The organism is Nitrospirillum amazonense (assembly GCF_007828045.1).
Classification (GTDB): Bacteria; Pseudomonadota; Alphaproteobacteria; order Azospirillales; family Azospirillaceae; genus Nitrospirillum; species Nitrospirillum amazonense_C.
Genome location: NZ_VITN01000040.1, coordinates 1 through 23,662 on the forward strand (window position 1 = coordinate 1; position 23,662 = coordinate 23,662).

21 protein-coding genes are annotated in these 23,662 nt (G+C 62.3%); 2 read left to right on the forward strand and 19 right to left on the reverse strand.

The window, feature by feature from the left end:
- Positions 1 to 688: 688 nt before the first annotated feature.
- The 14 genes from FBZ89_RS29455 to FBZ89_RS29525 all read right to left on the reverse strand — a co-directional run bounded on the left by FBZ89_RS29455 (position 689) and on the right by FBZ89_RS29525 (position 17,032).
- Positions 689 to 1,012: a DUF1493 family protein gene (locus FBZ89_RS29455; protein WP_145754557.1), complete on the reverse strand. Its 324-nt coding sequence runs from the start codon at positions 1,010 to 1,012 to the stop codon at positions 689 to 691.
- 14 nt (positions 1,013 to 1,026) lie between these two features.
- Positions 1,027 to 5,244 carry an RHS repeat domain-containing protein gene (locus FBZ89_RS29460; protein ID WP_145754559.1) on the reverse strand — a complete coding sequence of 1,406 codons (4,218 nt, stop codon included), beginning with the start codon at positions 5,242 to 5,244 and terminating at the stop codon, positions 1,027 to 1,029.
- 696 nt (positions 5,245 to 5,940) lie between these two features.
- Entirely contained in the window at positions 5,941 to 6,774 is an 834-nt protein-coding gene (locus FBZ89_RS29470; protein WP_145754560.1) for a hypothetical protein, read from the reverse strand.
- Entirely contained in the window at positions 6,758 to 8,956 is a 2,199-nt protein-coding gene (gene gspD / locus FBZ89_RS29475; RefSeq protein WP_145754562.1) for a type II secretion system secretin GspD, read from the reverse strand. Before gspD ends, FBZ89_RS29470 begins: the two co-directional genes overlap by 17 nt.
- Before the next feature lie 9 nt (positions 8,957 to 8,965).
- Complete coding sequence (locus FBZ89_RS29480) at positions 8,966 to 9,469, reverse strand: hypothetical protein (protein ID WP_145754563.1); 504 nt, start codon at positions 9,467 to 9,469, stop codon at positions 8,966 to 8,968.
- Positions 9,450 to 9,998, reverse strand: a complete 549-nt coding sequence (locus FBZ89_RS29485; RefSeq protein WP_145754565.1) for a GspMb/PilO family protein — start codon at positions 9,996 to 9,998, stop codon at positions 9,450 to 9,452. The genes FBZ89_RS29480 and FBZ89_RS29485 overlap by 20 nt, the downstream gene beginning before the upstream one ends.
- Complete coding sequence (locus FBZ89_RS29490) at positions 9,995 to 10,786, reverse strand: PilN domain-containing protein (RefSeq protein ID WP_145754567.1); 792 nt, start codon at positions 10,784 to 10,786, stop codon at positions 9,995 to 9,997. Before FBZ89_RS29490 ends, FBZ89_RS29485 begins: the two co-directional genes overlap by 4 nt.
- A 167-nt stretch (positions 10,787 to 10,953) precedes the next feature.
- Positions 10,954 to 11,610 carry a prepilin-type N-terminal cleavage/methylation domain-containing protein gene (locus tag FBZ89_RS29495; protein ID WP_145754569.1) on the reverse strand — a complete coding sequence of 219 codons (657 nt, stop codon included), beginning with the start codon at positions 11,608 to 11,610 and terminating at the stop codon, positions 10,954 to 10,956.
- Positions 11,607 to 11,999 carry a type II secretion system protein gene (locus FBZ89_RS29500; protein ID WP_145754570.1) on the reverse strand — a complete coding sequence of 131 codons (393 nt, stop codon included), beginning with the start codon at positions 11,997 to 11,999 and terminating at the stop codon, positions 11,607 to 11,609. The genes FBZ89_RS29495 and FBZ89_RS29500 overlap by 4 nt, the downstream gene beginning before the upstream one ends.
- Before the next feature lie 511 nt (positions 12,000 to 12,510).
- Positions 12,511 to 12,945, reverse strand: a complete 435-nt coding sequence (locus tag FBZ89_RS29505) for a prepilin-type N-terminal cleavage/methylation domain-containing protein (protein WP_145754572.1) — start codon at positions 12,943 to 12,945, stop codon at positions 12,511 to 12,513.
- Between the two features lie 2 nt (positions 12,946 to 12,947).
- Positions 12,948 to 13,397 (reverse strand): type II secretion system major pseudopilin GspG, encoded by a 450-nt coding sequence (gspG, locus tag FBZ89_RS29510; RefSeq protein ID WP_145754573.1) that lies wholly within the window; start codon positions 13,395 to 13,397, stop codon positions 12,948 to 12,950.
- On the reverse strand, positions 13,381 to 14,583 hold the full coding sequence (locus FBZ89_RS29515; protein ID WP_246173025.1) for a type II secretion system F family protein: 1,203 nt from the start codon (positions 14,581 to 14,583) through the stop codon (positions 13,381 to 13,383). Before FBZ89_RS29515 ends, gspG begins: the two co-directional genes overlap by 17 nt.
- A gap of 87 nt (positions 14,584 to 14,670) precedes the next feature.
- On the reverse strand, positions 14,671 to 15,006 hold the full coding sequence (locus FBZ89_RS29520) for a hypothetical protein (protein ID WP_145754576.1): 336 nt from the start codon (positions 15,004 to 15,006) through the stop codon (positions 14,671 to 14,673).
- Between the two features lie 340 nt (positions 15,007 to 15,346).
- Positions 15,347 to 17,032, reverse strand: a complete 1,686-nt coding sequence (locus FBZ89_RS29525) for a GspE/PulE family protein (protein ID WP_186457652.1) — start codon at positions 17,030 to 17,032, stop codon at positions 15,347 to 15,349.
- 603 nt (positions 17,033 to 17,635) lie between these two features.
- Between FBZ89_RS29525 and FBZ89_RS29530 the strand changes: the two genes are divergently transcribed.
- On the forward strand, positions 17,636 to 18,529 hold the full coding sequence (locus FBZ89_RS29530) for a tyrosine-type recombinase/integrase (protein WP_145754579.1): 894 nt from the start codon (positions 17,636 to 17,638) through the stop codon (positions 18,527 to 18,529).
- Between the two features lie 441 nt (positions 18,530 to 18,970).
- On the opposite strand, the gene FBZ89_RS29535 is transcribed toward FBZ89_RS29530, so the two are convergent.
- The 4 genes from FBZ89_RS29535 to FBZ89_RS29550 form a co-directional block, all read right to left on the reverse strand.
- Entirely contained in the window at positions 18,971 to 19,813 is an 843-nt protein-coding gene (locus FBZ89_RS29535; protein ID WP_145754581.1) for a sulfotransferase domain-containing protein, read from the reverse strand.
- Entirely contained in the window at positions 19,814 to 20,716 is a 903-nt protein-coding gene (locus FBZ89_RS29540; RefSeq protein WP_145754583.1) for a phosphoenolpyruvate carboxykinase (ATP), read from the reverse strand.
- Positions 20,717 to 20,865: 149 nt separating this feature from the next.
- Positions 20,866 to 21,099, reverse strand: a complete 234-nt coding sequence (locus FBZ89_RS29545; RefSeq protein ID WP_145754584.1) for a hypothetical protein — start codon at positions 21,097 to 21,099, stop codon at positions 20,866 to 20,868.
- Positions 21,100 to 21,215: 116 nt separating this feature from the next.
- Complete coding sequence (locus tag FBZ89_RS29550) at positions 21,216 to 22,223, reverse strand: MvdC/MvdD family ATP grasp protein (RefSeq protein ID WP_145754586.1); 1,008 nt, start codon at positions 22,221 to 22,223, stop codon at positions 21,216 to 21,218.
- A gap of 288 nt (positions 22,224 to 22,511) precedes the next feature.
- On the opposite strand from FBZ89_RS29550, the gene FBZ89_RS29555 reads away from it, so the two are divergent.
- Positions 22,512 to 22,895 carry a cysteine rich repeat-containing protein gene (locus tag FBZ89_RS29555; RefSeq protein WP_211115414.1) on the forward strand — a complete coding sequence of 128 codons (384 nt, stop codon included), beginning with the start codon at positions 22,512 to 22,514 and terminating at the stop codon, positions 22,893 to 22,895.
- Between the two features lie 62 nt (positions 22,896 to 22,957).
- Here the strand turns inward: FBZ89_RS29555 and FBZ89_RS29560 are convergent, their stop codons facing one another.
- Positions 22,958 to 23,629 carry a thioredoxin domain-containing protein gene (locus FBZ89_RS29560; protein ID WP_145754587.1) on the reverse strand — a complete coding sequence of 224 codons (672 nt, stop codon included), beginning with the start codon at positions 23,627 to 23,629 and terminating at the stop codon, positions 22,958 to 22,960.
- Between the last annotated feature and the right edge of the window lie 33 nt (positions 23,630 to 23,662).

The following is a 23,662-nucleotide window of genomic DNA, read 5'->3' on the forward strand; positions in this document are numbered from 1 at the left end:
GCCAGCGACAAACAAATAGAGCAATCCTCCAACGCCGCGACCATCCCTTCTCATCCTGATTGTCGCCAGCCTCTCACACAGATTGTCGCGCTATATACAAGCGCTCGACGAGTTCACGCCCGAGGAACTCGCCACGGTCAAGAACGTCCTCCAGGGGCTCGTTCTCCAGCACCAGGCGCGCCGGTGGGCCAACGCCTCATAGCGGCGGCCAAGGCCGGCGGCTGAGGGCGGAACCTGGTTCTGCGGATGGATCGGGATGGCGGTTGCGCCAAGAGCGGCGAGCAAGCTCAGCCGCTAAGGTAAGCTGCTGTTCTAAAACAGGGATTCCGCATCGGTGGTGTGGAGTTTGCTGTGGATCGGTGTGGACTGGTGTGGATCGGTGTGGATTTAGCGGCGGCCGACAGGCTCAGCATTCAGGCTAAGCGGCTGATATTGATCGGATAATCAGCACATGCGCGGCAACGGCCGCAGTCGGCGGGGGCAGGCGCTAAACGCCATCAGGGCCGCTAAATGGGCCGCCGCCCCGCTCCGCAGCGTCAAAAATGACAGGAATTCGGATTACACCTGTGCATCAGCTATGCACGAAGTTTCAACGATGACCGGTTAGGGCGTTGATTTAACGGGGGGATTTCTCTTTAGATGCCGAGCATGGCTAATTCGTGAATGGCTATTCAGCCGCTGCCATTTTTTAAGCCGGCGGCTCAAACCAGTAACCGGTTCGGACGACATTCAGCAGATGATCAAAGGTTAGAGGCCTAAATTTCTTACCGCCGCCGAATATTCTCAATATGTGGGAAAATAGGGCCTCCGACTCATTTGGGAAGTATGTATCCCATTTGAATCCCTCAAATTTTGTTCCAAAATCCTTCCCAATCTTATCAATGAGTTCGAATGCATCATCCCCCGATATACGGAGATCATGATAAAGGCGTGTTGATCCTTCAATTGGCTGCCGACGAGCAGCAATCTTTAGAACAATACCTTCCAAATCTTTACTTTCCACATTGGCCATTACAAAAAATCCTCTTACGCAATCGGCCGGCAAGTAGGTGCGTGCTGTATCGCATTCAGCGTACCGAAGAAACTTAGAGCCGAAAGTGCTGTCCCCAGGAAGGGCAATGCTCTTCCAATAGAACCACCGATGCTCGTAGTTCCAGTAATAGCGCCCAGCGGCCTAAACCGCGCGTTACCAGTCATCCCACGCAAAGTGATAGATGCAGGAGAGGTTACTGGCCCACTAATACCACCTCCAGCGATCCCCCCGGCTTTACCCGCAGTAGGCATCGCTGTCTCGGTTACGGATTGGCCAACTGCAACGCCGGTACCCGAGTCCCCGTCGGATTCTCCGACACCAGATATTGTTCCAGTACCGTCTCCATTATCTTGGTACGGCACAATCGTGCCATCGTCCAACATACATTGCGTCGGTATCTTATCGGTTTGCTTGGGCTGCTGCGGACTTTGTGGCTTAGCACTGGCTAAACCACCATTTAGATCTGGCGCACTAAGGACGCCAGACCACGGACCATTTCCTCCACTCCAATTACCGAAATCCGATAGGCTCGTCCAGCCTGGTGCTGGCCCCCAAATAGTCGGGTTGCGGAAAGCAGAGTCCGGATCAAACTCGCGACCAGTTTTACACGAACCATCCTCCATACATGATTGCAGCCCCGTTGGATCCGTATTGTTGATCGGATCCCCACCCGCATAGGCATAGAGGTTCATCCCCGCGCTGTACCCGCTGGGGTCGGCCTGGGCGAACCGGCCCAGGCCGGGGATGTAGACGCGGGCCTTGTAGTGATAGGCGCCGATCTCCGACAGCCAGATCTGGCCGGTGTACTGGAAGCGGCCCAGGTTGTTGGGCCCCGGCCGACCGTATTCGTCGTAGGTGTTGGCGGCCAGCTTGGTCCCAAACTCGTCAACCACCGCCATGGTGGAGCCGCGCTCATCCGGAATGATGTAGCGGCGTAGCCCGAGCGTCGCGCCCTCGTACCACACCACCGTCTCGTCCGTGGCCGCGCCGGGCACATACCGGCGCAGCACGGTGCCGGACGCGTCGTATTCCGCCAGCAGCTGGTCACCGAAGTACAGGAAATTGGTCGTCGACGATTGGCTCACCTGCGCCAGCCGGCCCAGCGCGTCGTAGCCCAGGGTGGTGGCGGGCGACATGCTGGTCAGCTGGTTGTCGGCGTTGTAGCCCAGCGTAGTCGAGCCGTAGGAGGAGAGATTGCCCCGCCCGTCATAGCCAATGTCCAGTGTCGGCACGTTGCCCGACGCCTGCATCGTCTGGTTCAGGGCGTTGAGGGCGTAGTTGGTGGTGCCGCTCTCCGGAGCGGGTGGATCGTAGGCGGGGTCGGAATTGCTCCGGCTGGTGATCTGGCCCGCCGCGTTGTAGCCGAAGCTCAGGGACTGGTTGGCGCCCCGGCCCGTCCAATTCTGCGAGGTCAAGCGCGAGGCGCTATCATAGCCATAACTGGTGGTCATGCCGTTGTTCCGCTCCAGCGACACCCGCCGACCCAGATCATCGTAACTATACGTCACCACCTGCGTGCCCGTGCTGTCCGACACCGTCGTCATCGCCCCAGTGGCGTCGTAGCCATAGGTGACGGAGAAATTGTCTGGCCAGGTCAGTTGGATCAGACGTCCCGCCGCGTCGTACTGCGCCGACACCGTCCGGTTGCCCGTCTGCTGGCTGGTCACCCGCCCCAAGGCATCATAGGTCATGGAAACCGTGGGGTCACCGCTGGCCGACACCTGCGTCACCCGACCCAGATTGTCATAACTGTAGCTGTAGCCCCCCATGTCCCGGCTGGTCACCCGCTCCAGCGCGTCGATGCCGAAATTGACCGTCTGCCCATCCCGCAGCCGGTGCGATTGAACCTGGGACGCGTTGTCGTAGGTGAAGGTCTCATAGGACGACGCCCCGTTCACCGACGGGTAGGTCACCTTGTTCACCCGGTTGTAGCCGTCGTAGCTGTAGTTGGTGATGTTGCCGTTGCCGTCCATCACCGACGACTGCAGGCCGTCATCCGTGTAGCTGGCCGCCGCGATGCTCTGGCCGTTGCCCAGCGCCTGCGTCACCCGCCCCGCCGCGTCGTAGCTGTAGGTGGTGCTGCGATCGGCGCCGGCGCCGTACATGAGGCGGGTGGCGGCGGTCAGGTGATTTGCATTGTCGTAGCCATAGGTGGACGCCATCAGCTCGTTGTCGCTGGCGTCGGTCAACGCGCTGCGGGTCTTGCGGCCCTGGCTGTCGTAGCTGGTCTTCTGCTTTTGCAGCACCATGAAGTTGGACCAATCCCCATCGGCCTGGCTAGACACCGTACCCTGACGCGCCTCCGTCACCTGGCCATCGGCGTTGAAGTCGATGCTGACCGCCCGGTACTGGCGCGACGCGCCCGCCGAGGGCCCCGTCACCCCCACCACCTGGCGGGCGTTGTCGTAGCGATAGCGGGTGGTGCCCGTGTTGGCCGGCCCCGTCACCGTCAGCCGGTTACCCACCGTGTCGTAGGTCAGGGTGGTGGTGGCCGACACCGAGTTGTCGCCCGCCGACTGTGTCACCGACACCGGCAGCAGGTTGTTGGGCTGGCTGGTGTCGCCATACTCAATGACGGTCTTGGCCTCCAGCGATGTCCCCGCGCAGGAGGAGCCGCTGACGCAGGTCGATGTGCCGGTGGGCCGGTAGACGGCGGAGCCGGAGATCCATTTGCCGTTACCATCCTTGTAACGGGCCTGATAGGAGCCGTAGCTGTAGCGCACCTGCGGCTGTGCCGCCCCGCTGCTGGGCGCGTCCCGGGTGACGGTCAGCACGCCACCGTGGTTGGGGTCATAGGTGTAGTAGGTGTTATGGCCATTGTCGTCGTGGCTGCTCGACGGCTTGTTGCAGGTCTTGGGGTTGGAGCAGCCACCCTCCTCGTACGTCGCCTCCGACCACACCACCAGATTGCTGCCGGGCAGATTGCTGCCGGGCTTGCCATACCGGGTTCTCTTGGTGATGTTGCCGCGGCCGTCATGATCGAAGGTGACATAATCTCCCTCCGGCGCCGTCACCTGCCACAGGCGATGGCTGCCGTCATAGGTGTAGGTGGTGGTATGGCCCAAGGCGTCGCGGTCGGTAAGCATCAGGCCCGTCATCAGGTCCGACGTCACAACCCGCTGGTGCTGCAGCGGGTCCGTCACCGTGGTGGTGCGGGTGTTGCCGCTGTCGGAATAGCCATACGTCCAGGTGCCGACGCCGTTGTTCACGGAGCTGACGCGGCCGGAGCCGTCATAAGCGACGGTAAGATTGTCAGCGTCGCCGCTGGTCGGCCGCCGGATGGCCACCACCTGGCCGGAGCCATAGGTGTAGCGGGTGCTGCGCCCGACATTGTCGGTGACGGTGAAATAGGTGCCGCTGGACGAGTAGGTGACCTTGGGCCACTTGGCGTTGTTCTCAACCGAGGCGCATTGCTGGGCCGAGGGGTCGCAGGTCTCATCCGCCATGTTGAAGCCAACAACCCCGATGATGCCCGCCCACTTGCTCTCATCCTGATAATAGGGCGTGTCGGAGGCGCCGAAGTTCTTGGCGTACAGGTAGCGGATCTGATAGCCGAAGTTATTGGTCACCGACTGCAGGCGGCCGATGCGATACTTGCGCGCGTCCGACGGGGCGTCGCTTCCAAAATTGACGAAGATGTAGTTCCAGGTCCGAACCTCGCCCGAGGGCAGGACCATGGAGGTGATTCGGCCTTGGCTGGCGTTGCCCAGGTTGCTGGCGGTGCTGGTGTAGGTCTTCAAACCGATATTGCAGCACATCGACTTCTCGAAAGTGGCGACGGTGCCGTCCGCCAGGGTGTACGTGAAAATCTGCCCGCTGGAATCCACCGTCAAGGTCGAGGCGCCGCCGCCCGCATTGGTGAAAACGCCGTTCGCGGCGTTGAACGATTCCGAAGAGCCGCCGATGCTGACCGTATAGACGCTCCCGCTGCTGTCGATGCTCCCCATCAGGGTGTCGCGCCACCCCGTGCCGATCCAGTTGCGCCCGTAGCTCATGCCCCCGGCACCCGGCTGACCGACGGCCAATCCCGGCATCGTCAGGGTGAGCGCGCCGCTGCCCAAGTCCACGTATTGCGGGTCCACGTCCGAATAAAGCGGCGGGGCGCTGGCCAAGACGTCTTGCGCTGCTGCCTTATGGGAAAACAGCCCCCCGAGGGCCAGGACGGCGAAGGCGCTGAGGCTGGCAACGGCGCGGCGGCGGGCGAAAGTCATGCTTCCTCGTCAGGGCGGAAGAATATATGGCGGGGAAAGGTTCTGAGGCGCGGGCGCGTTCAAGGCCAATTTGACAAGGTGAGCGCGGCCTTACCGGCCATGGCCCCGTCGTGATCGGTCAACTGATTGCGCCGTTGCGACATCCCCCCATCTATGGCACTTAGGAGATAATCCTGTTGGCAAGTTATCGTAGCGCAAGCATGAAATCCAAGAACTTTCCGGGGAAAAAGTTTACGCAAGCCCCTCCGCAGCGCGAACTAATCTGCTATCAAGTAACGAACCTTTCATCCGTCCGAGGTCGAATCGCCATGATGCCCCCCTCACCCGTGTGCCGTCCGCGTTCAGCCATCAAGGTTCTACTGGCCTTTATCGTTGCGGGTTCGATCACCACGCCGGCATGGGCGGGGAACACCACGTATGATTATGATTCTCTTGGTCGCTTAATAAAAGTCACCGCACCGGGTGGCGCCGTCACCACTTATACTTATGACGCCGCCGGGAATCGGACAGCCAGCCAAACCACCGGTGGATCATACGGAAGTCGTATTATAGTGTTGCCTCTGTTGGGCGGCCTTGTGCTTCCAATATCCACCTCACCCTTCGGCAATTGAGGCCGTTACGGGCCTCTCTAATAAAACGTCCAGTAGATCAATTGGCCAGAGATATAGCCAGAACAAATCATTCTCTGGCAAAATATTATAAATGGCAATCGCTCCCGCCGGATACGGGCCGCATCCATTCCAGAACCAGCCAGGGAGAGGCAACGCCTTGTTTCAATGACGGCCTAGCATTGCCGCGGAATAGGGCTACTGTTCGGAACTGGCCACCTGTTGCGGGGTCCACGGCGATGACCCGGAGCATGGATCCCACGATCAGCCCACCTCCACCGCCAAAACCAGTGTTGGCGAACCCTTGCTGCTCCAAGCTTTGCCGGCCCAGGAACGGTCCCCGGGCATGAACGGTCCCCCAGGTCCGCAGACAGGCCTTGACCCCCTCATCCAGGCCTGCGATGGCGTCCAGGTCTTCAAGCGACCAGAGCGCCGTACGGCCATTCATGCGCAAGTCCTTGCCGTCGGCGCCCGGCGGGTCCATGCCCCGCCAGGCCGCTATGACGCCAGCCGATTCAACCGCCTGGCGCTCCGGGAATCCCAGGGCCTTTATCGCCTCAGCCAGGGCCTGCCGGGAAAGACCATTCAGGTCAATGCGTCCCGCTTCCGACATGACCCTGATTCCGACCGTGCCGCCGTCAACGGCAATCTGCCCGGCCTGCCCCGACACTGGCGCACGGCCCGACAAGGCGATCCCGTCCAGCACCTGCCATGTGGCCAGCGCCGCCCGCTCCTCAGCCCCCAACGCGACCGACGTGGATCGCGCCAGCTTGCGGGCGGCCAGCCCGTTGCCGACCACCGTCACGCCCACCGCCGTGCCGATGGCAAGCAGGAACAGCGTCAGCAGCAGGGCATAGCCGCGCTGCCCCGCCCAGCGGTCCGCCTCGCTGCGACCCGGCACGGGATCAGCGCGGCGGCGCATTCGCCCCCGCCAAAGCCTCCAACTGGTTCATGCGGGCCTTCAGGGCATCGGTCACCTCGCGCGCTTGCACCACGGTACGCACGATCACCGGCCGCAGGAAGACCAGGAGTTCAGTCCTGCCATGGCTGTTCTTGTCACTGCCGAACAGCTTGCCCACCACCGGGATGTCGCTGAGATAGGGGATGCCGCTGCCCGATTTGCTGGAGGTATCGCTGATCAAACCACCCAGCGCCACCGTCTCGCCGTCCTGGATGTTGACGATGCTGCTGATCTTGCGCTGCTGGATGGTGGGACTGTCGATGCCGGAGGTGGTGGTAGTCGCCACGCTGCTGACCTCCTGGTTCACGTCCAGCACCACGGCGCCGCTGTGGTTGATGCGGGGCGTCACCTCCAGGATCACACCGGTATTCTGGTATTGGATGGAGTTCACCACGGCGCTGTCGCTGGTCAGCGTGCTGGTGGCCTGCTGCACCACCACCGGAACCTCGTCACCCACCTGCAACCGCGCCGTCTCATTGTTCAGCACCATCAACCGGGGCGCCGACAAAATCTGCACGTCGGTGACACTGGACAGCGCGTTCAGCACGACACGGGTGTTCGGCGTCAGGAAGGTGTAGTTGAAGTTGGGATAGCTGGCGCCAATGGTGGCGGCGGTGCCGTAGCCAGCGGTGCTGCTGCCCCGGTCCAGGAACCATTGCACCCCGAAACTAAGGTCGTTATTGAGCGTGACCTCGGCGATTGTCGCCTCGATCAGCACCTGTTCACGCGGCGCGTCCAGGCGGGTCAGCGCCTGTTCCAGCATGGTGTACTGGCTGGCGGTGGCATAGATCAGCAGGGCGTTGCGCCGCTCATCCGCCACCACCTTGGCGCCCTTCAACTCCGGGATGCCTTCCCCATCGCCGCCCGCATCGGTGTCGCCGCTTGAACGGCTGGACGAGGACGTCGCCAGCGGGCTCGCGGGGCTCGTGCTCAATCCCCCATTGGCGCCGAAGCCGCCACCGCTTCCCAACGTCGAGCCTCCCAAAGCGGTGCCACCCAAGCCGGATGTCGACGTGGATGTCGTCGACGTCAATGGTGTCGTGCCGTTCCGGGCTGCGGAGCGGCCGCCCTCCCCTCCCCGGTCACCGCTCGACGCGCCGCCGCCGCGGCCCATGAGACGATTCAAGGAACCGGCCAGTTCCGACGCCGAGCCGTTCTGCACCTCATAATAATGCATCATGCGACCGCCTTCCGTGGTCGTATGGTCCAGCCGCTCAATCCAGGTGCCGATCGTCGCCAGGAACTCCTGCCGCTTCGCGGCGACCAGCAGGGCATTCAAGCGCGGCAGCGGCACGAATTCCACCATGCCTTGCAGGGGGCCGGCGTCCAACTGCAGGACCTTGCGCAGTTCTTCCTCAAGCTTGGCCGGTTCCACCGACTGCAGCGTGAACAGCGAAAATGAGAGGCCCGCCAGCCAATCCACGTCAAAACTGCCGACCAACTGGGTGAAGGACTCGATCTCCCGCGCCGTGCCGCTGACAATGAAGATGTTGCGGTTGGGGTCCACCAACTGGATCAGGCCGGGCCGGGTCAAGGGGCGCACGATCTTGTCGATGTCCGCCGTGGAGATGAAGCGCACGGGAACGATGGCCGTGCTGAAGCCGGCCGCCTGTTCCGCGGCCGACAGCCGCTGGAAGGGGGCCTGGGATGCGGCGTCGGAAACCGGGACAACCTGATAGAAGCCATCACCGGCGATGATGGCGAACCCTTGGGCCCGCAGCACGGTATCGATCACGGCCAGCGCCTGGGCCCGAGGCAGCGGGCGCGCAGTGCGAATGGTCACCTGGCCTTGCACTTTCGGATCGATGGTATAATTCAGGTTCAGCATGCCGCCCAGGATGGCATCCAAGACCCCTCGCACATCGGCGTTGACGAAGTTGACGTCGATGGGCTCCCCTTCCCCCCCGCCCAGGCCACGCATCGCACCACCCGGGCGAACGAATTCGCCGGTGCCTGCGATGGTCACCGGGGGTTGGCGCACCGGCACCGTGTTCGGTGTCGCGAACAATGCCGTGTCCGTGACGGCCTTCACGGCCGGTGCCGACGGCAAGGGCACCCCGGTTCCCGCCTTTTCAGGCATGTTGGAACAGCCAACGAGCGCCACGCTGGCGACGAGGGGAACAATGAGAGAAGAGCGGATCATATTGGTGCGTTACCTAGGGCGCGGTGCCGGGGTGATGGTCGGCGGTGTTGCGAGAGGATAGTCCTGCACCTGGTCGGCATGGCGCAAACGCAGGCTCGTTCTTGTGATGCCGTCGACCCGCCAGTCGCCCAGCATTTCCCCCGTCTTGAGACGAAAGGGCTTCTGGGTGTGTTTGTCGGTCCCCAGCACCACACCGCCACCAACACCGGCGATGATGCCGGTGACCTGCAACTCGGGCGCAGGAACAAGGACGGGCGGAGGGGGGGCGATCGGTTTTGGCGGTGGCGGACGGCGGCTTTCGGAGAAAAGCGGGCGGCGGACAGCCTCTCCGACTTCCGCGGCGGGCACCGCGGTCGGCGGGAGAGGCGGTAAAAGGGCCCGCGGCAGCGCCGGCACGGTGACAGCTGCTGGATTGGGAACCGCGAAAATGCCGACCAAGGCCATCGCCACCCCGGCTATCACACCGAGCCCTGCCAGCGTCACAGCGGCGCGGTCAAGGGGTAAGGTCGGCATAAGCGTCAACTTCCAGATCCATGGTCATGACGGACGCGCCATCGGTGGCACCAGGCGCAGCCGGGTGGATATGCATCTCCTGCAACAGCAAGCGGGGACGGACAGCTTCGAGCTGGGTCAGCGCGCCTTGGATGGCTTCGGCTGAACCCTCAAGGGCGACATGGCCGGTCAGCCGCTGCCTTCCCTCCCCGACCGCCTCCATCGTCATTCCAACGCCACGGATCACAGCACCACCCGATTGGATGGCCGATTGGATAAGCGCCTGCGCCGCCCCGACATTCAGCCCTTTGTGAAAAAGCCCCCCCTCGTCCACCACTCGCCCCAGCGCATCGACACGGTTGCTCAGTTCCTGGCGCTGCGCGGCCAGGCCCCGTGCCGCGGCCAACTGAACAGATCGGGCTTGGCGCCTTTCCATCGCCGCGGTGACTTGCTCAATCAGCGCCGGCGACAGTGCATAGAGGGTGGCGCAACTTATTCCTAGAACCAGGGCAAGAACAAAGCCCGGGCGCAATCGGACCTGTGGCTTCATTGCTTGCCCTTCCCATCGTCGTTCGCGGCCCGTTTCCCTTGGGCGACCGAGAAAGTCAGGCTGAAGGGCGCGCTTGGTTGCGTCGGCGGCTCGACGCGCACGTCAGTGAAAAGCGGATCCTCCTGGAACCGCGCCCGAACCGCCTCCGGCTCCATACCCTGCACCTGCAGGACCATGCCGTCGGCGCGCAATGTGAAATCCTGCAGCCAAGCGGCGTCAGGCAGATCACGGGCAACCTCGTCAAGCAGTGCCCGTCGCGATGGCTGGGTCAAGGCGCCACCGCTACGGGCCAGTACCTTATCCAACAGCTCCAATCGGTTCCGTAACGCACGCACGGTCTTCACATCGTCCGCCAGGATCTTGAGCTTCTGCTCCATATGCGCGGTCTGTTGATCGAGCGTCCACACCACCAACAAGGGCGGGACGGGCAACATGAATACCGCGACCGCCAGCAGCGTCAGCAGGCGGCCAGCCCGCCGACGCAAGCGCACCGGGTCAAGGCGTAGAAACTGAGGCTGCGGGGAGAGGCCGGCCGTCGTCACCGCCACAGCCTTCCGGCCGGCGAGTTCCCGGGCCGCCGCCAACACGCTACGCCGGACCATGGACACCTGGGCGACCACGTCCTTCCCCTCGCGGACGGTCACTACATCCCAGGCCAGCAGTTCAGGCTTCAATGGCATGTAGCGGTGCGCCAGCATCGCGGCTTGACGCCAAGGATCGACGCCAACCCCGCGAGGCAGCGGCAAATCAACGGTATAAACATCCTGACTGTCCAGGATCAGCGCCACAGGCCCCATCCCGAAAGGAGCCACAGCGCCCACTGCGCCCGGCAACAACTGCACGGGATTGGGCAATAACCCAAGATATCGTGCCAACCGCGACGGTAGCGCCAAGACGAGGCTATCGACTAGACCGTCCATGACATTGGCGGTCAACGCCAGGAGACGTCGGTGTTTCATGTTCCACCCCGCCGGCAGAGATTCGCGATGGTGTCGAATTCGCAAAAGATACCGCCACCCAGCATGGGGGCCGCGATCATGGGGGGCCACCACCTCCCATCTGGCATTTGCACATCCAAGCGCACGAGATCCGGCAATGTCTCTCGGGAAGACCAATGGTCTGACCAGCTGTCGCGCTGTCGGTCAAAATAGGACCAGGAGATCCGGGCCGCATCTTCCACCAACGCCCCTTCCACCGATTTGGGCACATCGGGGCGCAGCCCTTTCACCCGCAACCTCAGGGTTAGATGGTCGGCGCCCCCCTCAGACGTCATGGTGACCCGGTACAATCCCCCACTGCCCAGCCCCGGGGGCAATGTCGTCAGCAACTCCAAATGAGTGGCGTCGGCCGCCAACGGCGTCAACTCGCGCGCGGCATTGCCGAGGTCGGCAACGGGCAACGCATTCTGCACAGCCGCGCGCACAAAATCGTGCACCCGCCCCATGGCGGCCGCCTCTCTTTGAAACGTTCCGCTGCGATCCGACATGCGATTCATCAGCGGCAGCAGTTCGACCCCCGCGAGCGCAAGAAGCCCCAGCAGCGCCAGGACCACCAGCGCCTCCACCAACGTCATGCCACGTTGGCCCAAACCGCCGGGAAAGGTGCCCGTCATGGCTGTCCTTCGGCGGAAGCCCGCATCGTCGATACCGCTAGCCGCTGACCGGTTGGCGTTAACACCTCCACGCGATAGGTCACGCCGGTCTGACCAACGAGACGGTTACTCTTCAGGTGGAAAGGTAAGCTGCTGGTGGCCTGGTCTGGCTTGGCCAAACCACCGGTTTCCGCAACCGGTAGGGCCCCGCCCGCCGCAGCCAGCGACTGTGCCAACCGTAAGGCTGATGCTTCATCCCAGGCTTGGCGCGCGGCCCAGACGCCGGACCAGGCGTTCTGGGCCAGCATGGCGGTGACCAAGCCGAAGATGGTAAGCGCCACCAGCATTTCCAGCAAAGTGAAGCCCCTTTGTTTATGCTGGCGCCACGCTGGCGGTTCGCCTTTTAGCATCGCACCGACCGATACAAGGGCAAAAAAGGCACAAGTGAAATATATGCAGATGCCTCCACGAATTGCTGAGCCTTCTCAGATACATGGAAATCATACATAACTTTATCGCCGATTAATCTACTATCAGAAAATAGTTTACCGACTCCGTGTCAGACCAATCAGCAGAGCTTCCCGTACCCTGGACTATAATTTTCTTGCCCGAAATATATGCTGTCAGAAGCGTGGATGCGATTGCTTGACCACCGGGTGTATTGGCTCCAATCACCCACCGATCCATGGTGGCGCATGCCGGGCGTGTGGAGCGTGTGCCCTGCTGGGAAAAGATGATTACACCGCCAGCGTTTGGACCATTCGACGTAGTCGATGCAACAACCTGGACTATCGCCCCAGCAGTCGAATTACTTGCCATCGCTGGGATTGTCCAGAAAAACAGAAGCCCAACGACGGAAGAAATCTTCATTTTTGCATTTCTGATATAGGACATCACATTCCTCCTTTTTGATGAAGAGTTTTACTTAGTATCGTGAAGTTCAACGTGTACTGACCCCAACGGCCAATCAACCAAAACAACTTTCTCCCGCCCACCATCTCGTAGCGTGAGCCTCCCCCCCTTGGACCAGCCGCCCGCCAGAAAGCGTATTGCGTCTGGAAAGCCCGGGTCGGCTCCGGCGATGCGCACCTCCACTGCGGCGATGCGGCGCAAGCGGGCGGCCCGGACAGCGGCCGTATTGCCCTCCAGATCCTTGAGGGAAAAGGTCACATCCCGACGCGAAACCAACGCGTTGGACTGCCGGCTGCGCAATTCTTCCTCGATGGCGGACACCGCGGCGTCCAGGCGCAAACCGGGCAGCCGCTGTTGCAGGCCAAGGGAGAGCACGCTCCCGGCCAAGCCCATGATGGCAAGGACCACCAGCAGTTCAACCAAGGTGAAGCCGGCGTTGCGCATGCTTACCAGTTCGTGACGTCGTGGGCATCCCCCTCGCCGCCCTCCTTATTATCACTGCCCCAGGAATACAGATCATAGGCACCGTGTTGCCCCGGCACCTTGTAGCGATACGGGTTCCCCCAAGGATCGACTAGGGCTTGGCGCTTTCGCAGATAAGGCCCACGCCAATTCGCGTCGCCGCCGGGGGCTGTCATCAGCGCCTCCAGCCCCTCGTCGCTGGTGGGATAGCGCCCCATATCGACGTAGAAGAGATCGACGGCGGACACCAGCGTGTTGATCTGGGCCTGCGCCGCTTCCCCTTTGGCCCTACCCAAACGGGCCACCAGGTTTGGGGCGACCAACAGACCCAGCAGGCCAATGATGACCAACACCACCAGAACTTCCACCAAGGTGAAGCCCCGTTGCCTACGATCCGACCGACGTGCCCTGTCTTTTTCAGATAGCGATGTCATTGAGGCTCATGATTCCCGATATGAGAGCGGCGAAGATCATACCGACCAGACCGCCGAGAATAAGGGTTAACGCTGGGGTCAGCAGGGACAGCGCCCGATCCAGGGCCGTCGTCCTTTCCCGTTCCATCGCTTTGGAAAGGTCCAGCAGGGCCTGCGGCAAGCTGGCCGTCTGTTCCGCCAGGGCTATGAGGCGAATCAAACGCGCCGGAAACACCGGCTCTCCCGCGAACGCCCGGCTGAGACCCTGTCCCCCGCGCACCGCCACGCGCACCCGGTCGGCCGCTTCGGCCAAGGCCCGGTTGACCATGCATCCGCCCGCCGTGGCCAACGCCGACGCAAGGGGCACACCGCCCGCCAGCAAGCTAGCGAGTGTCCGGGTGTAAAGCGTCAGTTGAGCATCCCGCAGTAGCCGGCCGAACGGACCGGTCGCGACCAGCAGCAACCCGTCGATACGCAATCGCGCAGCCGGCCGGCGGTAGAGTTGCATCACCGCCAAAAGGGCGATGGCCATAAGCGCGAGCAGTCCGGGCCCAAAGTGTCCCATGAAATCGCCGATGCCCAGCACGGCCATGGTTACGGGGGGTAGCTTGGCTTTGCTGCCGGCGAACAGGTCCTGGAATTGCGGCAGAACATAGCCGGTCATCAAGGCCAGGGCACCCAGCGTTAGAAGGGCGATCAAGGCGGGATAAATCAGGGCACTGGTCAAGCGCTGGCGGAATTGGGCTCGATCAGCCTCCAGGACCGCCAGATGCTCCAGCCCCGCCGGCAAGGAACCGCTTTGCTCCCCCGCCCCCACCAGGCCGACGAACTCCGGGGGAAACACCTTGGGATAGTTCTCCAAGGCATGCGCCAGGCTTTCACCAGACCGTACCCGCTGCCGCACCTCCGCCACGAGGCTGCTGGCAGTCGGCCGTTCCATCTGGTCAGCGACAAGTCCCAGCGCCGGCTCCAGCGCAATGCCAGCGGAAACCAGGTTGGCCAGGTCGCGGACGAAAGACAGACGCTCCGCCCGCGTCAGCCCCAGCGCCCGGCGCCAACGGCGGTGGCCCGCCTCCGTATGAACGGAAATGGGCCGAAGGCCACGTTGCAGCAGTTGATCGATGGCCGCCGCCTCACTGTCAGCGTCCAGACCACCGCGGCTGCGGCGCCCCTCTATGGAAACAGCCGTGAACATGTATCGAGGCACGAGGATCAAGCCATCCGTTCATACATAACCGCGTATCATAAATCACCGAACTTCACCAACTAAACGAGGCGGCGCATGAATTCCAGATTAGGGGCCAAGCTTGACCGCTATTACATTCGCCCTGTCGCCAAAACAACCCGAAACATTAACAGCTATTGAACGACCAGTAGCGATTGCCGTTGTGACAACAGCAGCAATCATCTGAAAATTTTCTGAAGACACGTTATCCAACAAAATATCTATTCGACTATTTGTGCCGCATGAATGGACGGGGTCCTTCAAATCAAGAGTTATTATTGGATGCCCAGACTGCCCCTCAAAATAATTATCCACAATCTTGGTAAAGCCAGACCAGTCAGCCCTAGCGGCATCAGGTCGCAGCGCCAAGACAATAAAACAGAAAGCAAATGCTATGGCTCGCATCTTACCCCCACACTCATCTCAAATATGATTGAAGATTCATAAATATTATTTTAGCTAGAACCAGGCTATCTCACAGTAACACCAGTAGCGCTCGGGCGATCATTAAAACAAAGGATCTATGACATATCCATCGGTAATTGCATACGAATCAGGATTATATACAATCTGCCCCATGGGAGTGCCACCAAATTCCGCGCTATACCAGCCCGCCCCAATGCTTTTTAGCTTCATCCATGGCGTGAATTGAATCGATGCGGATGCAGTTCCGGAAAACGCCAAAGACAAAAGGAAAGTCGCAGCAATTACTTTCTAATCATATTAAGCCCCCGAAGCTCCAGCTTTAATCCGCCTTGGTCACGCGCAGGATTTCCTCCGGCGTGGTCACACCGTCCAACACCCGCTGCAGGCCGTCCTGGTACAGGGGCGCCATGCCGCCGGTGGCCACCGCCGCCGCCTCGATCTCCGCCGACGACGCCCCCCGGCGGACCAGCGCCCGCACGGGGTCGTTGACCGGCAGCCATTCGGCGATGGCTTGGCGGCCGCGATAGCCGGTGCCGTTGCAGGCCGGGCAGCCCACCGCCCGGTACACGGTGACCTGCCGGGCCGGCAGGCCCAGCGCCGCCGCCGCATCCGCCGACAGGGCGTAGGGTTGGCGGCAGGCCGGGCACAGCGTGCGCACCAGGCGCTGCGCCAGCACGCCATTCAGGGTGGAGGCCAGCAGGTAGGGGTCCACGCCCATGTCTACCAGCCGCGGCACGGCCCCGGCGGCATCGTTGGTGTGCAGGGTCGACAGCACCAAGTGGCCGGTCAGGGCCGCCTGCACCGCCACCTTGGTCGTCTCGCCATCGCGCATCTCGCCCACCAGGATGACGTCTGGGTCCTGGCGCAGGAAGCTGCGCAGGGCATGGGCGAAGGTCAGGCCGATGCCGGGCTTCACCTGTGTCTGGTTCACCCCGTCCAGCAGGTATTCCACCGGGTCCTCGACCGTCAGGATCTTGCGCCGGGCGGCATCCATGCCGCGCAGGCCGGCGTAGAGGGTGGTGGTCTTGCCGCTGCCGGTGGGCCCGGTCACCAGCACGATGCCGTGGGGGCGCTCCAGCTCGGCCGCCAGCGGGTCCGCCACCCAGGCCGGCAGGCCCAGGCTGTCCAGCGTCCCGCCCGCCGTCTGCTGGTCCAGGATGCGCATCACCACGTCCTCACCATGCACGGTCGGGGTGGTGGAGACGCGGAAGTCGATCTCGCGGCCCTGCAGGGTCTGGCGGATGCGCCCGTCCTGGGGCAGGCGGCGCTCGCCGATGTCCAGGCCGGCCATGACCTTGACGCGGGTGATAAAGCCGGCAGCCACCCGGCGGGGCAGCACCTCGGCCTCGCGCAGGATGCCATCGACGCGGTGGCGGACGACCAGGCGATCGGCCATGGGCTCGACATGGATGTCGGTGGCGCCGGCGGCCAAGGCCGCCTGGATGGCGTTGCCCACCAGACGCACCACCGGCCCTTCGCTGGCCAGGTCCCGCAGGCGCTCGGCATCGCCCTCCAGCAGGTCGGGCATCTCATCCTGGTTGGCGGCGGCGGGGGCCGCCTCATACAGCCGGTCCAGCGCCGCGGCAATGGCGGTTCCAGTCATGACCACGGGGCGCACCGGGCGGCCGGCCAGGAAGGCGGCGGCCGTCAGCGCCTGGGTATCCAGCGGGTCCGCCACGGCGAACACGGCCTGGGTGCCGTCGCCGGGGGTGCCGTCGCCGGGGGTGCCACCCGCGGTCAGGGGCAGCATCAGCTTGGTCTTCAGGAAGGACAGGTTGGCCGTTTCCATCATCACCGGCGCCTCGGGCAAATGGTCGGCCGGCCACAGCACCAGGCCCAGGGCCTGGGCGTACGCCCCCGCCATATGCTCTTCCGACACCAGACCCAGATCCACCAGCCGACGATCCACCCGGCCACCGGCCGCCTGCGCGCGCGCCACGGCGCCATTGGCCAACTGGCCCTGCGCCGCCAGCGCGGACAGGATATCGTCCAGACCGTTTTCCAACGGTGACGTTAAAGGCCAGGAGATACGGGGGGCACGATGAAGGTATGTCATGGAATATGTCGAGTGGTGAGGCGGCGTCACCTAAAGAGTTGTCACTCTACCCCATATTGCGCGCGCAAAACCAGCCGATTGGTGGAGCAACCCGAGCTTTGGGAGGAGTGCCCCGGAGCTTCTACCGACAAGCAGGGGCCTGCTCGGGTGAAACGATTGTTGCGTGAGTGCGGACTGTGTGCCGGCCACGCCGCCGGAGCCTCCTCAATAATACGGGTGAGCGCTCCGTCACAGCCGGGAACGTGTTGAACCCGCAGTTCAGCGCCAGCGCCCCCAACTCCATGTGAACGGACGCCGCAATGCCCCCTGCGCGAGACTTCAGCGCTGATCAGATTGAGGTGATTTACCTCCGACTGTCGATGTGGCACCTTTAGGTGGCACACGCCGCCCTGGCTAAATCCAGCGTCCATTGCGCAAGCAACCTCAACATCTTGTGGCCAAACCGGCGAAACCTCCCCTAGGGGACGCCACACTTCCAGCACTCTAGCTGGATTTTGCGGGACAATTGCGGGACAGTTTTTCCTCAGCGACCATCGCGAGGACCTGCATCCCATGGCCACCATCACACCCCGGCAGAATCGCGAAGGCCAGGTCATCGGCTACCAGGCCAAGGTCCGCCGTCTCGGCCACAAGCCCGTCTCCAAGACCTTCGAGAAGCGCCGGGACGCCGAACGCTGGGCCAAGTCGGTCGAGACCGACATGGACCGACGGGTGTTCCAGGATTACAGCCAGGCCGACGAGACCACCCTGGGTGCCCTCCTCCGCCGCTACCGCGAGACCATCACCCCGAAGAAGCGGGGCGCCGAGCAGGAAGCCGGTCACTTCCAGGTGATCGAGGACGACGAGATCTGCCTGCGCCGCCTCAGCGGCCTCACCCCGCAGGACATCGCGAGCTGCCGCGACCGGATGCTGGCCGCCGACTACGCCCCCGCCACGATCGTGCGCCGCATGAACCTCATCGCCACCGCCATCGCGCACGGGCGTCGGGAGTGGAGCATCCATCTGCCGTCCAATCCCGCTGAGGCCAAGTTGACCGCCCGCCCCAAGGGGGCGGACCGCAAGCGCGAACGCCGCCTTCTCCCTGAGCGGATCGAGATCGTCCCCGCATTCGACCCCGACCAACAGATCGAGATCGAAGTACATGTCCGCGTGCCCAGCGAAGAAGAGCGGCTGATGGCCGGCCTGGCGGCGAACAAGCATGGCCGCTGGCTGGTCCCCATGGCCCAGGTCGCCCTGGAGACGGCGGCACGCCAAGGCGAAATCTGCGCCCTCACCTGGGAGGACATCGACCTGAAGAAACGGGTCATGACGGTGCGCGGCCTCTCCGGCGACGGCTCCAAGAACGGCGAGGTCCGGCGAGTGCCGCTCTCCACCGCCGCCATCGCCGCCCTCAGGTCGTTCCCCACGTTCGAGGAAGGGAGCGGCCAGGTGGTCGCCGAGTGTTAATCGGCGCGCAGTTTGGACGCCGATCGCACGGTATCCATTTGATTCTATTGAAGTCGATGGGGTCACTGGAGGGCGCCGATTTACATACACCATTCTGGTTGTAAGCCACTTTAGGGCCCGCAGCACAATCAGCCTTGGATTTTCCCGCCTTTGAATCGCTCTCCCCCCCGTAACTGAGAAAAATCGCCGGAGATAAACGGGCGTTTTAATACTACTTATGCGATTATATCTCCCAACCCGTCCCAGGATGCCTCCATGGTATCGCGCCAAATTCGGGTTAACGGAAAACATCTGTTTTTCACCTCCGCACCGTCGCGGGGAGGCGCAGCGGAGCAAAGCCGATAGCACCTCCGATTCGACGTATGCGTCGCCAAACGCGCCCTGGCGGCGGGATCGCCCCCGTCTTCTATGTCATCCGCTGCCATCCGGTCCGGCGGCGGCCTACGTACCGGCGTAACCGAATTTGGCCATCATCGCGCCGTGGTCCCGTTCGATCCGGAGGACCTGTTCCGGCGTCAGCCGTTCCCGCCAGGTGCCGGTTTTCCCTTGGCTGAAGAACGAAATCGACTTGGACATCTTCTCCTTGAAGCCATTGGCCATTTCCTGGCTTTTCAAGGCTTCGAAGCGGGAATGCTCTATGGCGCCGGCTATCGCCGTGTCGTCGTAATCAAGGTCCAGTCGCTGACAGATCGTCTTCAGGATTCCGCCGAGGCCGTGGAACATGTCCTCATAACGTACCACCAGGGTCGGTAGGTCCGACGTTTCGGTCCAACTGGCTACATGCCCGCTCCATGACGACAGTCTCTGTGGGATTTGGCGGGCAAGCTTGGCGGACCGCCGGGCCAACACATGCCCGGGGTTGGCCATGTGGCGGATGGCCTCGTCCACATCGCAGGAAAAGTAGTTGGCGTAGGACAGGACGACGTCCCGCGGGTCTCGGATGATGTAGATCGTCAGTTCGGTTATATCCTGGGGGAACAGGATTTCCCCGCTTGGCAGAGCTCCCCAGGCGTCGTGGACCTTCCAGTAGGTCCGCCCGAAAAGGTTGGAGAACTTCTTGTAGACTAGGGGCTGAAGCTCGGCCACCTCATCCTCCGTCAAGCCGGCGGAATCGATGTCCAGCGACTTGTCGAAGGCATAGCGGTCCGAAACGATGCGGCCGAAGCTGGTTTCCTTGCCGTTGATGTCGATGGCTTCGCCACCCGAGAAAAGGCTGGCGAGCGCCATGCGCATCCACGTGTTCCCCGATTTGGGGTAGGAAGCGATCCACACATTCCGCTTCATTTATCGGAACTCCAGGCGGGCGGGGAAATACCGCATCTCGTTGACTAGGTCGGCCATGACGCCGTTGTGGCGTATCGCATACTGCGCGGACGCTGCTGCAGCCTTTATGCACCGATCCAGCAGCACCTCTTCGCCCAGCAGCCGGGACGCCGTGTTCGCCCGACTGACTGACCGCAGGACGGCATGAACCGACTTCTTGCCGAGGAACGGCGCGATGTTGAGGCCGGTGCCGGATGTCTTAGGCAACAGATGGAAGATCGCGGCGACGCTCCTCGGTTCCTGGGCGTGCAGGTCGTTGAAGCGGTAATCATACCGCCTGCTGTCCGATTGCCCCCGGAAGGGGCGTCCGCCCTTGATGTCGAGCAGGCCGGCGGCGTCCTCCCACAAGCGCTGATAAGGTGCGAAAGGCAGGACCCGGGGTTCCGCCCCGGAGAGGTCGATCACCGTCAGTTCGTCGGCCAGGAATTTGTATCCCTCCTTCACCAGCGTCATGAGGGTCACGGACTTGCCGGCCCCGGACGCGCCCGCGAACACGAGGGCGCCATCCCCCAGGTCCAGGCAGCTGGCCTGCAGCGGCAGCCATCCACGCTGATGGAACAACAAGCTGAGGGCATAGGCGGTGAGGAAATATTCCAGGTCCAGGGGGGTGGCGCCGGCCGCGGGCCGGACCAGGATGGAACTGCCGTCCGCCATCCGGTAGGCGGCCACCCGGGGCACCTCCAGGACGCATGCCCCATCGTCGGTGAGATAGGCGTAACCGCTGACTCGTTCCCCCTGCCCCGTTGGAAAGTCCGAAATCAGGATTTGGATGTCCGTCGAGCCTGCCGGCGCCCCGCAGGGTGTGAAGTTCTCAAGCTCCATGTCGCTGCCGACAACCAAGCCGCATACGCTGTAGAAATTCATCGGGAATCCGCCCTGGGGTCCGGGTGACGGTTGATGCCCTGACGGTGCGTCCGCGTCGGGGCGGGGCCTTGGAATGAGGCACAGACAGGGGAAGGGGGCCGTATGGCGCAGGGGCGCCATACGGCCGGTATCATCTGTGCTATAAATAATTACGATGTGGTGGTGCAGCTTTCGATCGCATCCGTGACGGTGAAGGTCACGGATTGGCCGTTCGCATCGATGACAACTACGATAGTCGGGATGTAGATTTCGAAGCAGTTCCGGATGCCACCAGCGGTGGCTTCCATTTCCTTCTTGTCTTCGATGATGGCGTTCTTCAGCTGATCGAAATCTTGCGTGTGCTTGGATAGCACGACGGGGGCATAATTCATCGCGTTGTTCATAATAATACCCTCATTTCTGATTGATTTGCCTAGCAGTTAATTACATAACCGCCAGAGATGCCGAGGTGTTATTTACAACTACGGCATATTTATTTTAAACTATTTGGCGTATATTATCAACACACATCAAGAAATTGCTGTGTTTTTCTCGATGCCACCACGGTGGCGGCATCGGAACGCGCCCATCGCGCGGCCAGCATGTCGGCATAGGCGGTACTGACCGCGCCCTCCGACGACCTGTCCAGCCAGCCCCAATTCCCGTCTAAATTGCATTCCAGGAAAACGTATTCCTCCGTGTCGCGGTCGATGATGAAATCGAAATGGCCGACGTCCAGCCCGGACAGGGTCATGAACCGCCGAATTCCTTGCGCCACTTCCGGCGAGATCGCGTACGGCGTGAAGTCCAGGGTCTCGTTGCCGGCGCGCCAATCGATCCTGGCGTAAGGCTTCGATTGGGAATCGATCTTGAAAGGAAGGATCGTGTCCCCGATGCAGACGATCCTCGCCTCGAACCGCTTTTCGACCTTGCGCTGATACACGGCGGGGCACTGGGAAAAGCCGGCGTTCCCGATTTCCTCAAGGTCCTGCGGCAGGACTTCGCGGGTCAGAATGGGTTGCATCGGCTTGCCGGGGCTGACGGCGAACCGCGCGCCGATCGTCTTGACGATGACGCCCCCGCCGCTGTGATGAAGTGAGTGCACGTGCGCCTTGCTGTTGGACAGCAGCGTCTCCGGCACTCGGAACCCGACCTGGGCGGCCAGGACAAGCTGGCGGACCTTGGAACTGGCGTTCAACTTGGAGCGCCGGTTGTTGATCCGGACGCCGTCGAACGCGTCCGCAATATTGGCCAGCAACGCCTTCCATTCGCGCAGGGCGAATGTCCTGTTGTAGGATTCCGTCGATGTGTCCTTGAGAATGCCGTCGATCCGGATCTGTTCCCACAGGACGCCGACATCGACCGTCCTGTCCCCCATCCGCAAGGCGATAAGGCCATCCTGAACGGTCAGCGACAGGTCTGGTGACTGGGGCCCAATGATCAGGACCGGCATGCCCCGGGCCAGCAGCTTGTCACGAACCGCCGTGATTTGTGGATAGTCCTTCCCGCCCATGCAAACAATGGTCATCCATGCCTCTATGATGTTGGGCTTATCGGGGAAGCCAAAAGAATAATCTGCACTAGATCACAGTTTATTACTACGTCATTAAGCGCTACTGCGCCACAAACGGCCAGTACTTGTTCTTTTCTGCTAAGATATTTCACGGCGCGACGGGGGAGTCAATTATCAAAATTACAGGATTTTCATTATATTATTTGACTAAGTCACAAGATTTACATTATAAAGTCAGAAATATACGGACGTATTCAGAAAACATTTCTGCTATTTACATCGACAGCAAGGTGGGTGAGTTCTATGGTGCCGGAGGACGGGCGCCTTTCGCCGCCCACCCTTTACCAGTGGGAGTTGAACCCAATGCCGCTTTCCCTTTTCAGGTTAGGAACCGGTCGCGCTGTCCTTGCGGCCTTCGTGCTGGTGGCGACCGCCGCCCCGGCGCATGCCTCCGACCCGGTATACGGGGACAAGGTCTTGCACCAGGGCCCGCTCATGGAAGCCTGCGGCGACGATTTCGATAAATTATGCGAAGGCGTCAAACCCGGCGACGGGCGCGTGTTCGCCTGTCTACGGTCGCATTACGACAAGCTGAGCGCACCTTGCCAGACCACCCTGACGAAGCTCACGGGCAATGGTCCCAAGCGGACCGACAAGCCTTCCACTTCGCCCGCCTCGCCCCAGTAAGGCCGATCTCCGGACCACGCGGGGCCGGGGAGCCCCCCCTTGCGCCTGCGTGGGCCGGACCGTCAGGAGCCTTGGCGCTGCGCCAGCAGCGCCCGCAGTTCCTCGTAATTGTGGTAGCGCGTTATTTTTTCGTACGTTCCGTCGGCGTGCCGCAGCAGCAAGGTGGGCGTGCTGAAGACGTCAAGGGATTCAGCCTCCTGCCGGGATGTGACCAAGGCGTCCATCAACGGGCCGCTGCTCAGGCAGGTCTCCGCCCTGTCCGCGCCGATGTCGGAACTGAGCAGCGCTTTCAGGCCAGCCACCGGATCGGCCGTTCCCACCCAGTCGACCCGGTCTTTGAAGATGCCGGCCTTGGCTGCTTCATACCGATCGGGTGAGATGCAGCGGGCCAGCATGCCCGCCAGCAGCGACGGCCTGTCCAGGGGGAAGTCGCGATAGATGATCCTGGCCTTGCCGGTATCGATGAAATCCCGCCGCAGGCCGGGCACGATTTCCGCCTCGAACGCCGCGCAGGGCGCGCAGCCAAACGAAAAGTATTCGACCAGCACCAGGGGGGCGTCAGCCCGGCCCGTCTCCCTGGGCGCCGTGGCCGCCACCAGATCGATCGACGCGCCCCCCTGGTGGGGCGTGGACGGCCCCGTGGCGCCCCATGCCTCAATCGGTGGCTGGATGGACGCGACGACGGACACCGCCAACGCGGCGGCACGATGGCCGGATAGCAAGCGCTTTGCCATGATGGAAACTCCCTTCGGTTGCGGCCCCCCCCG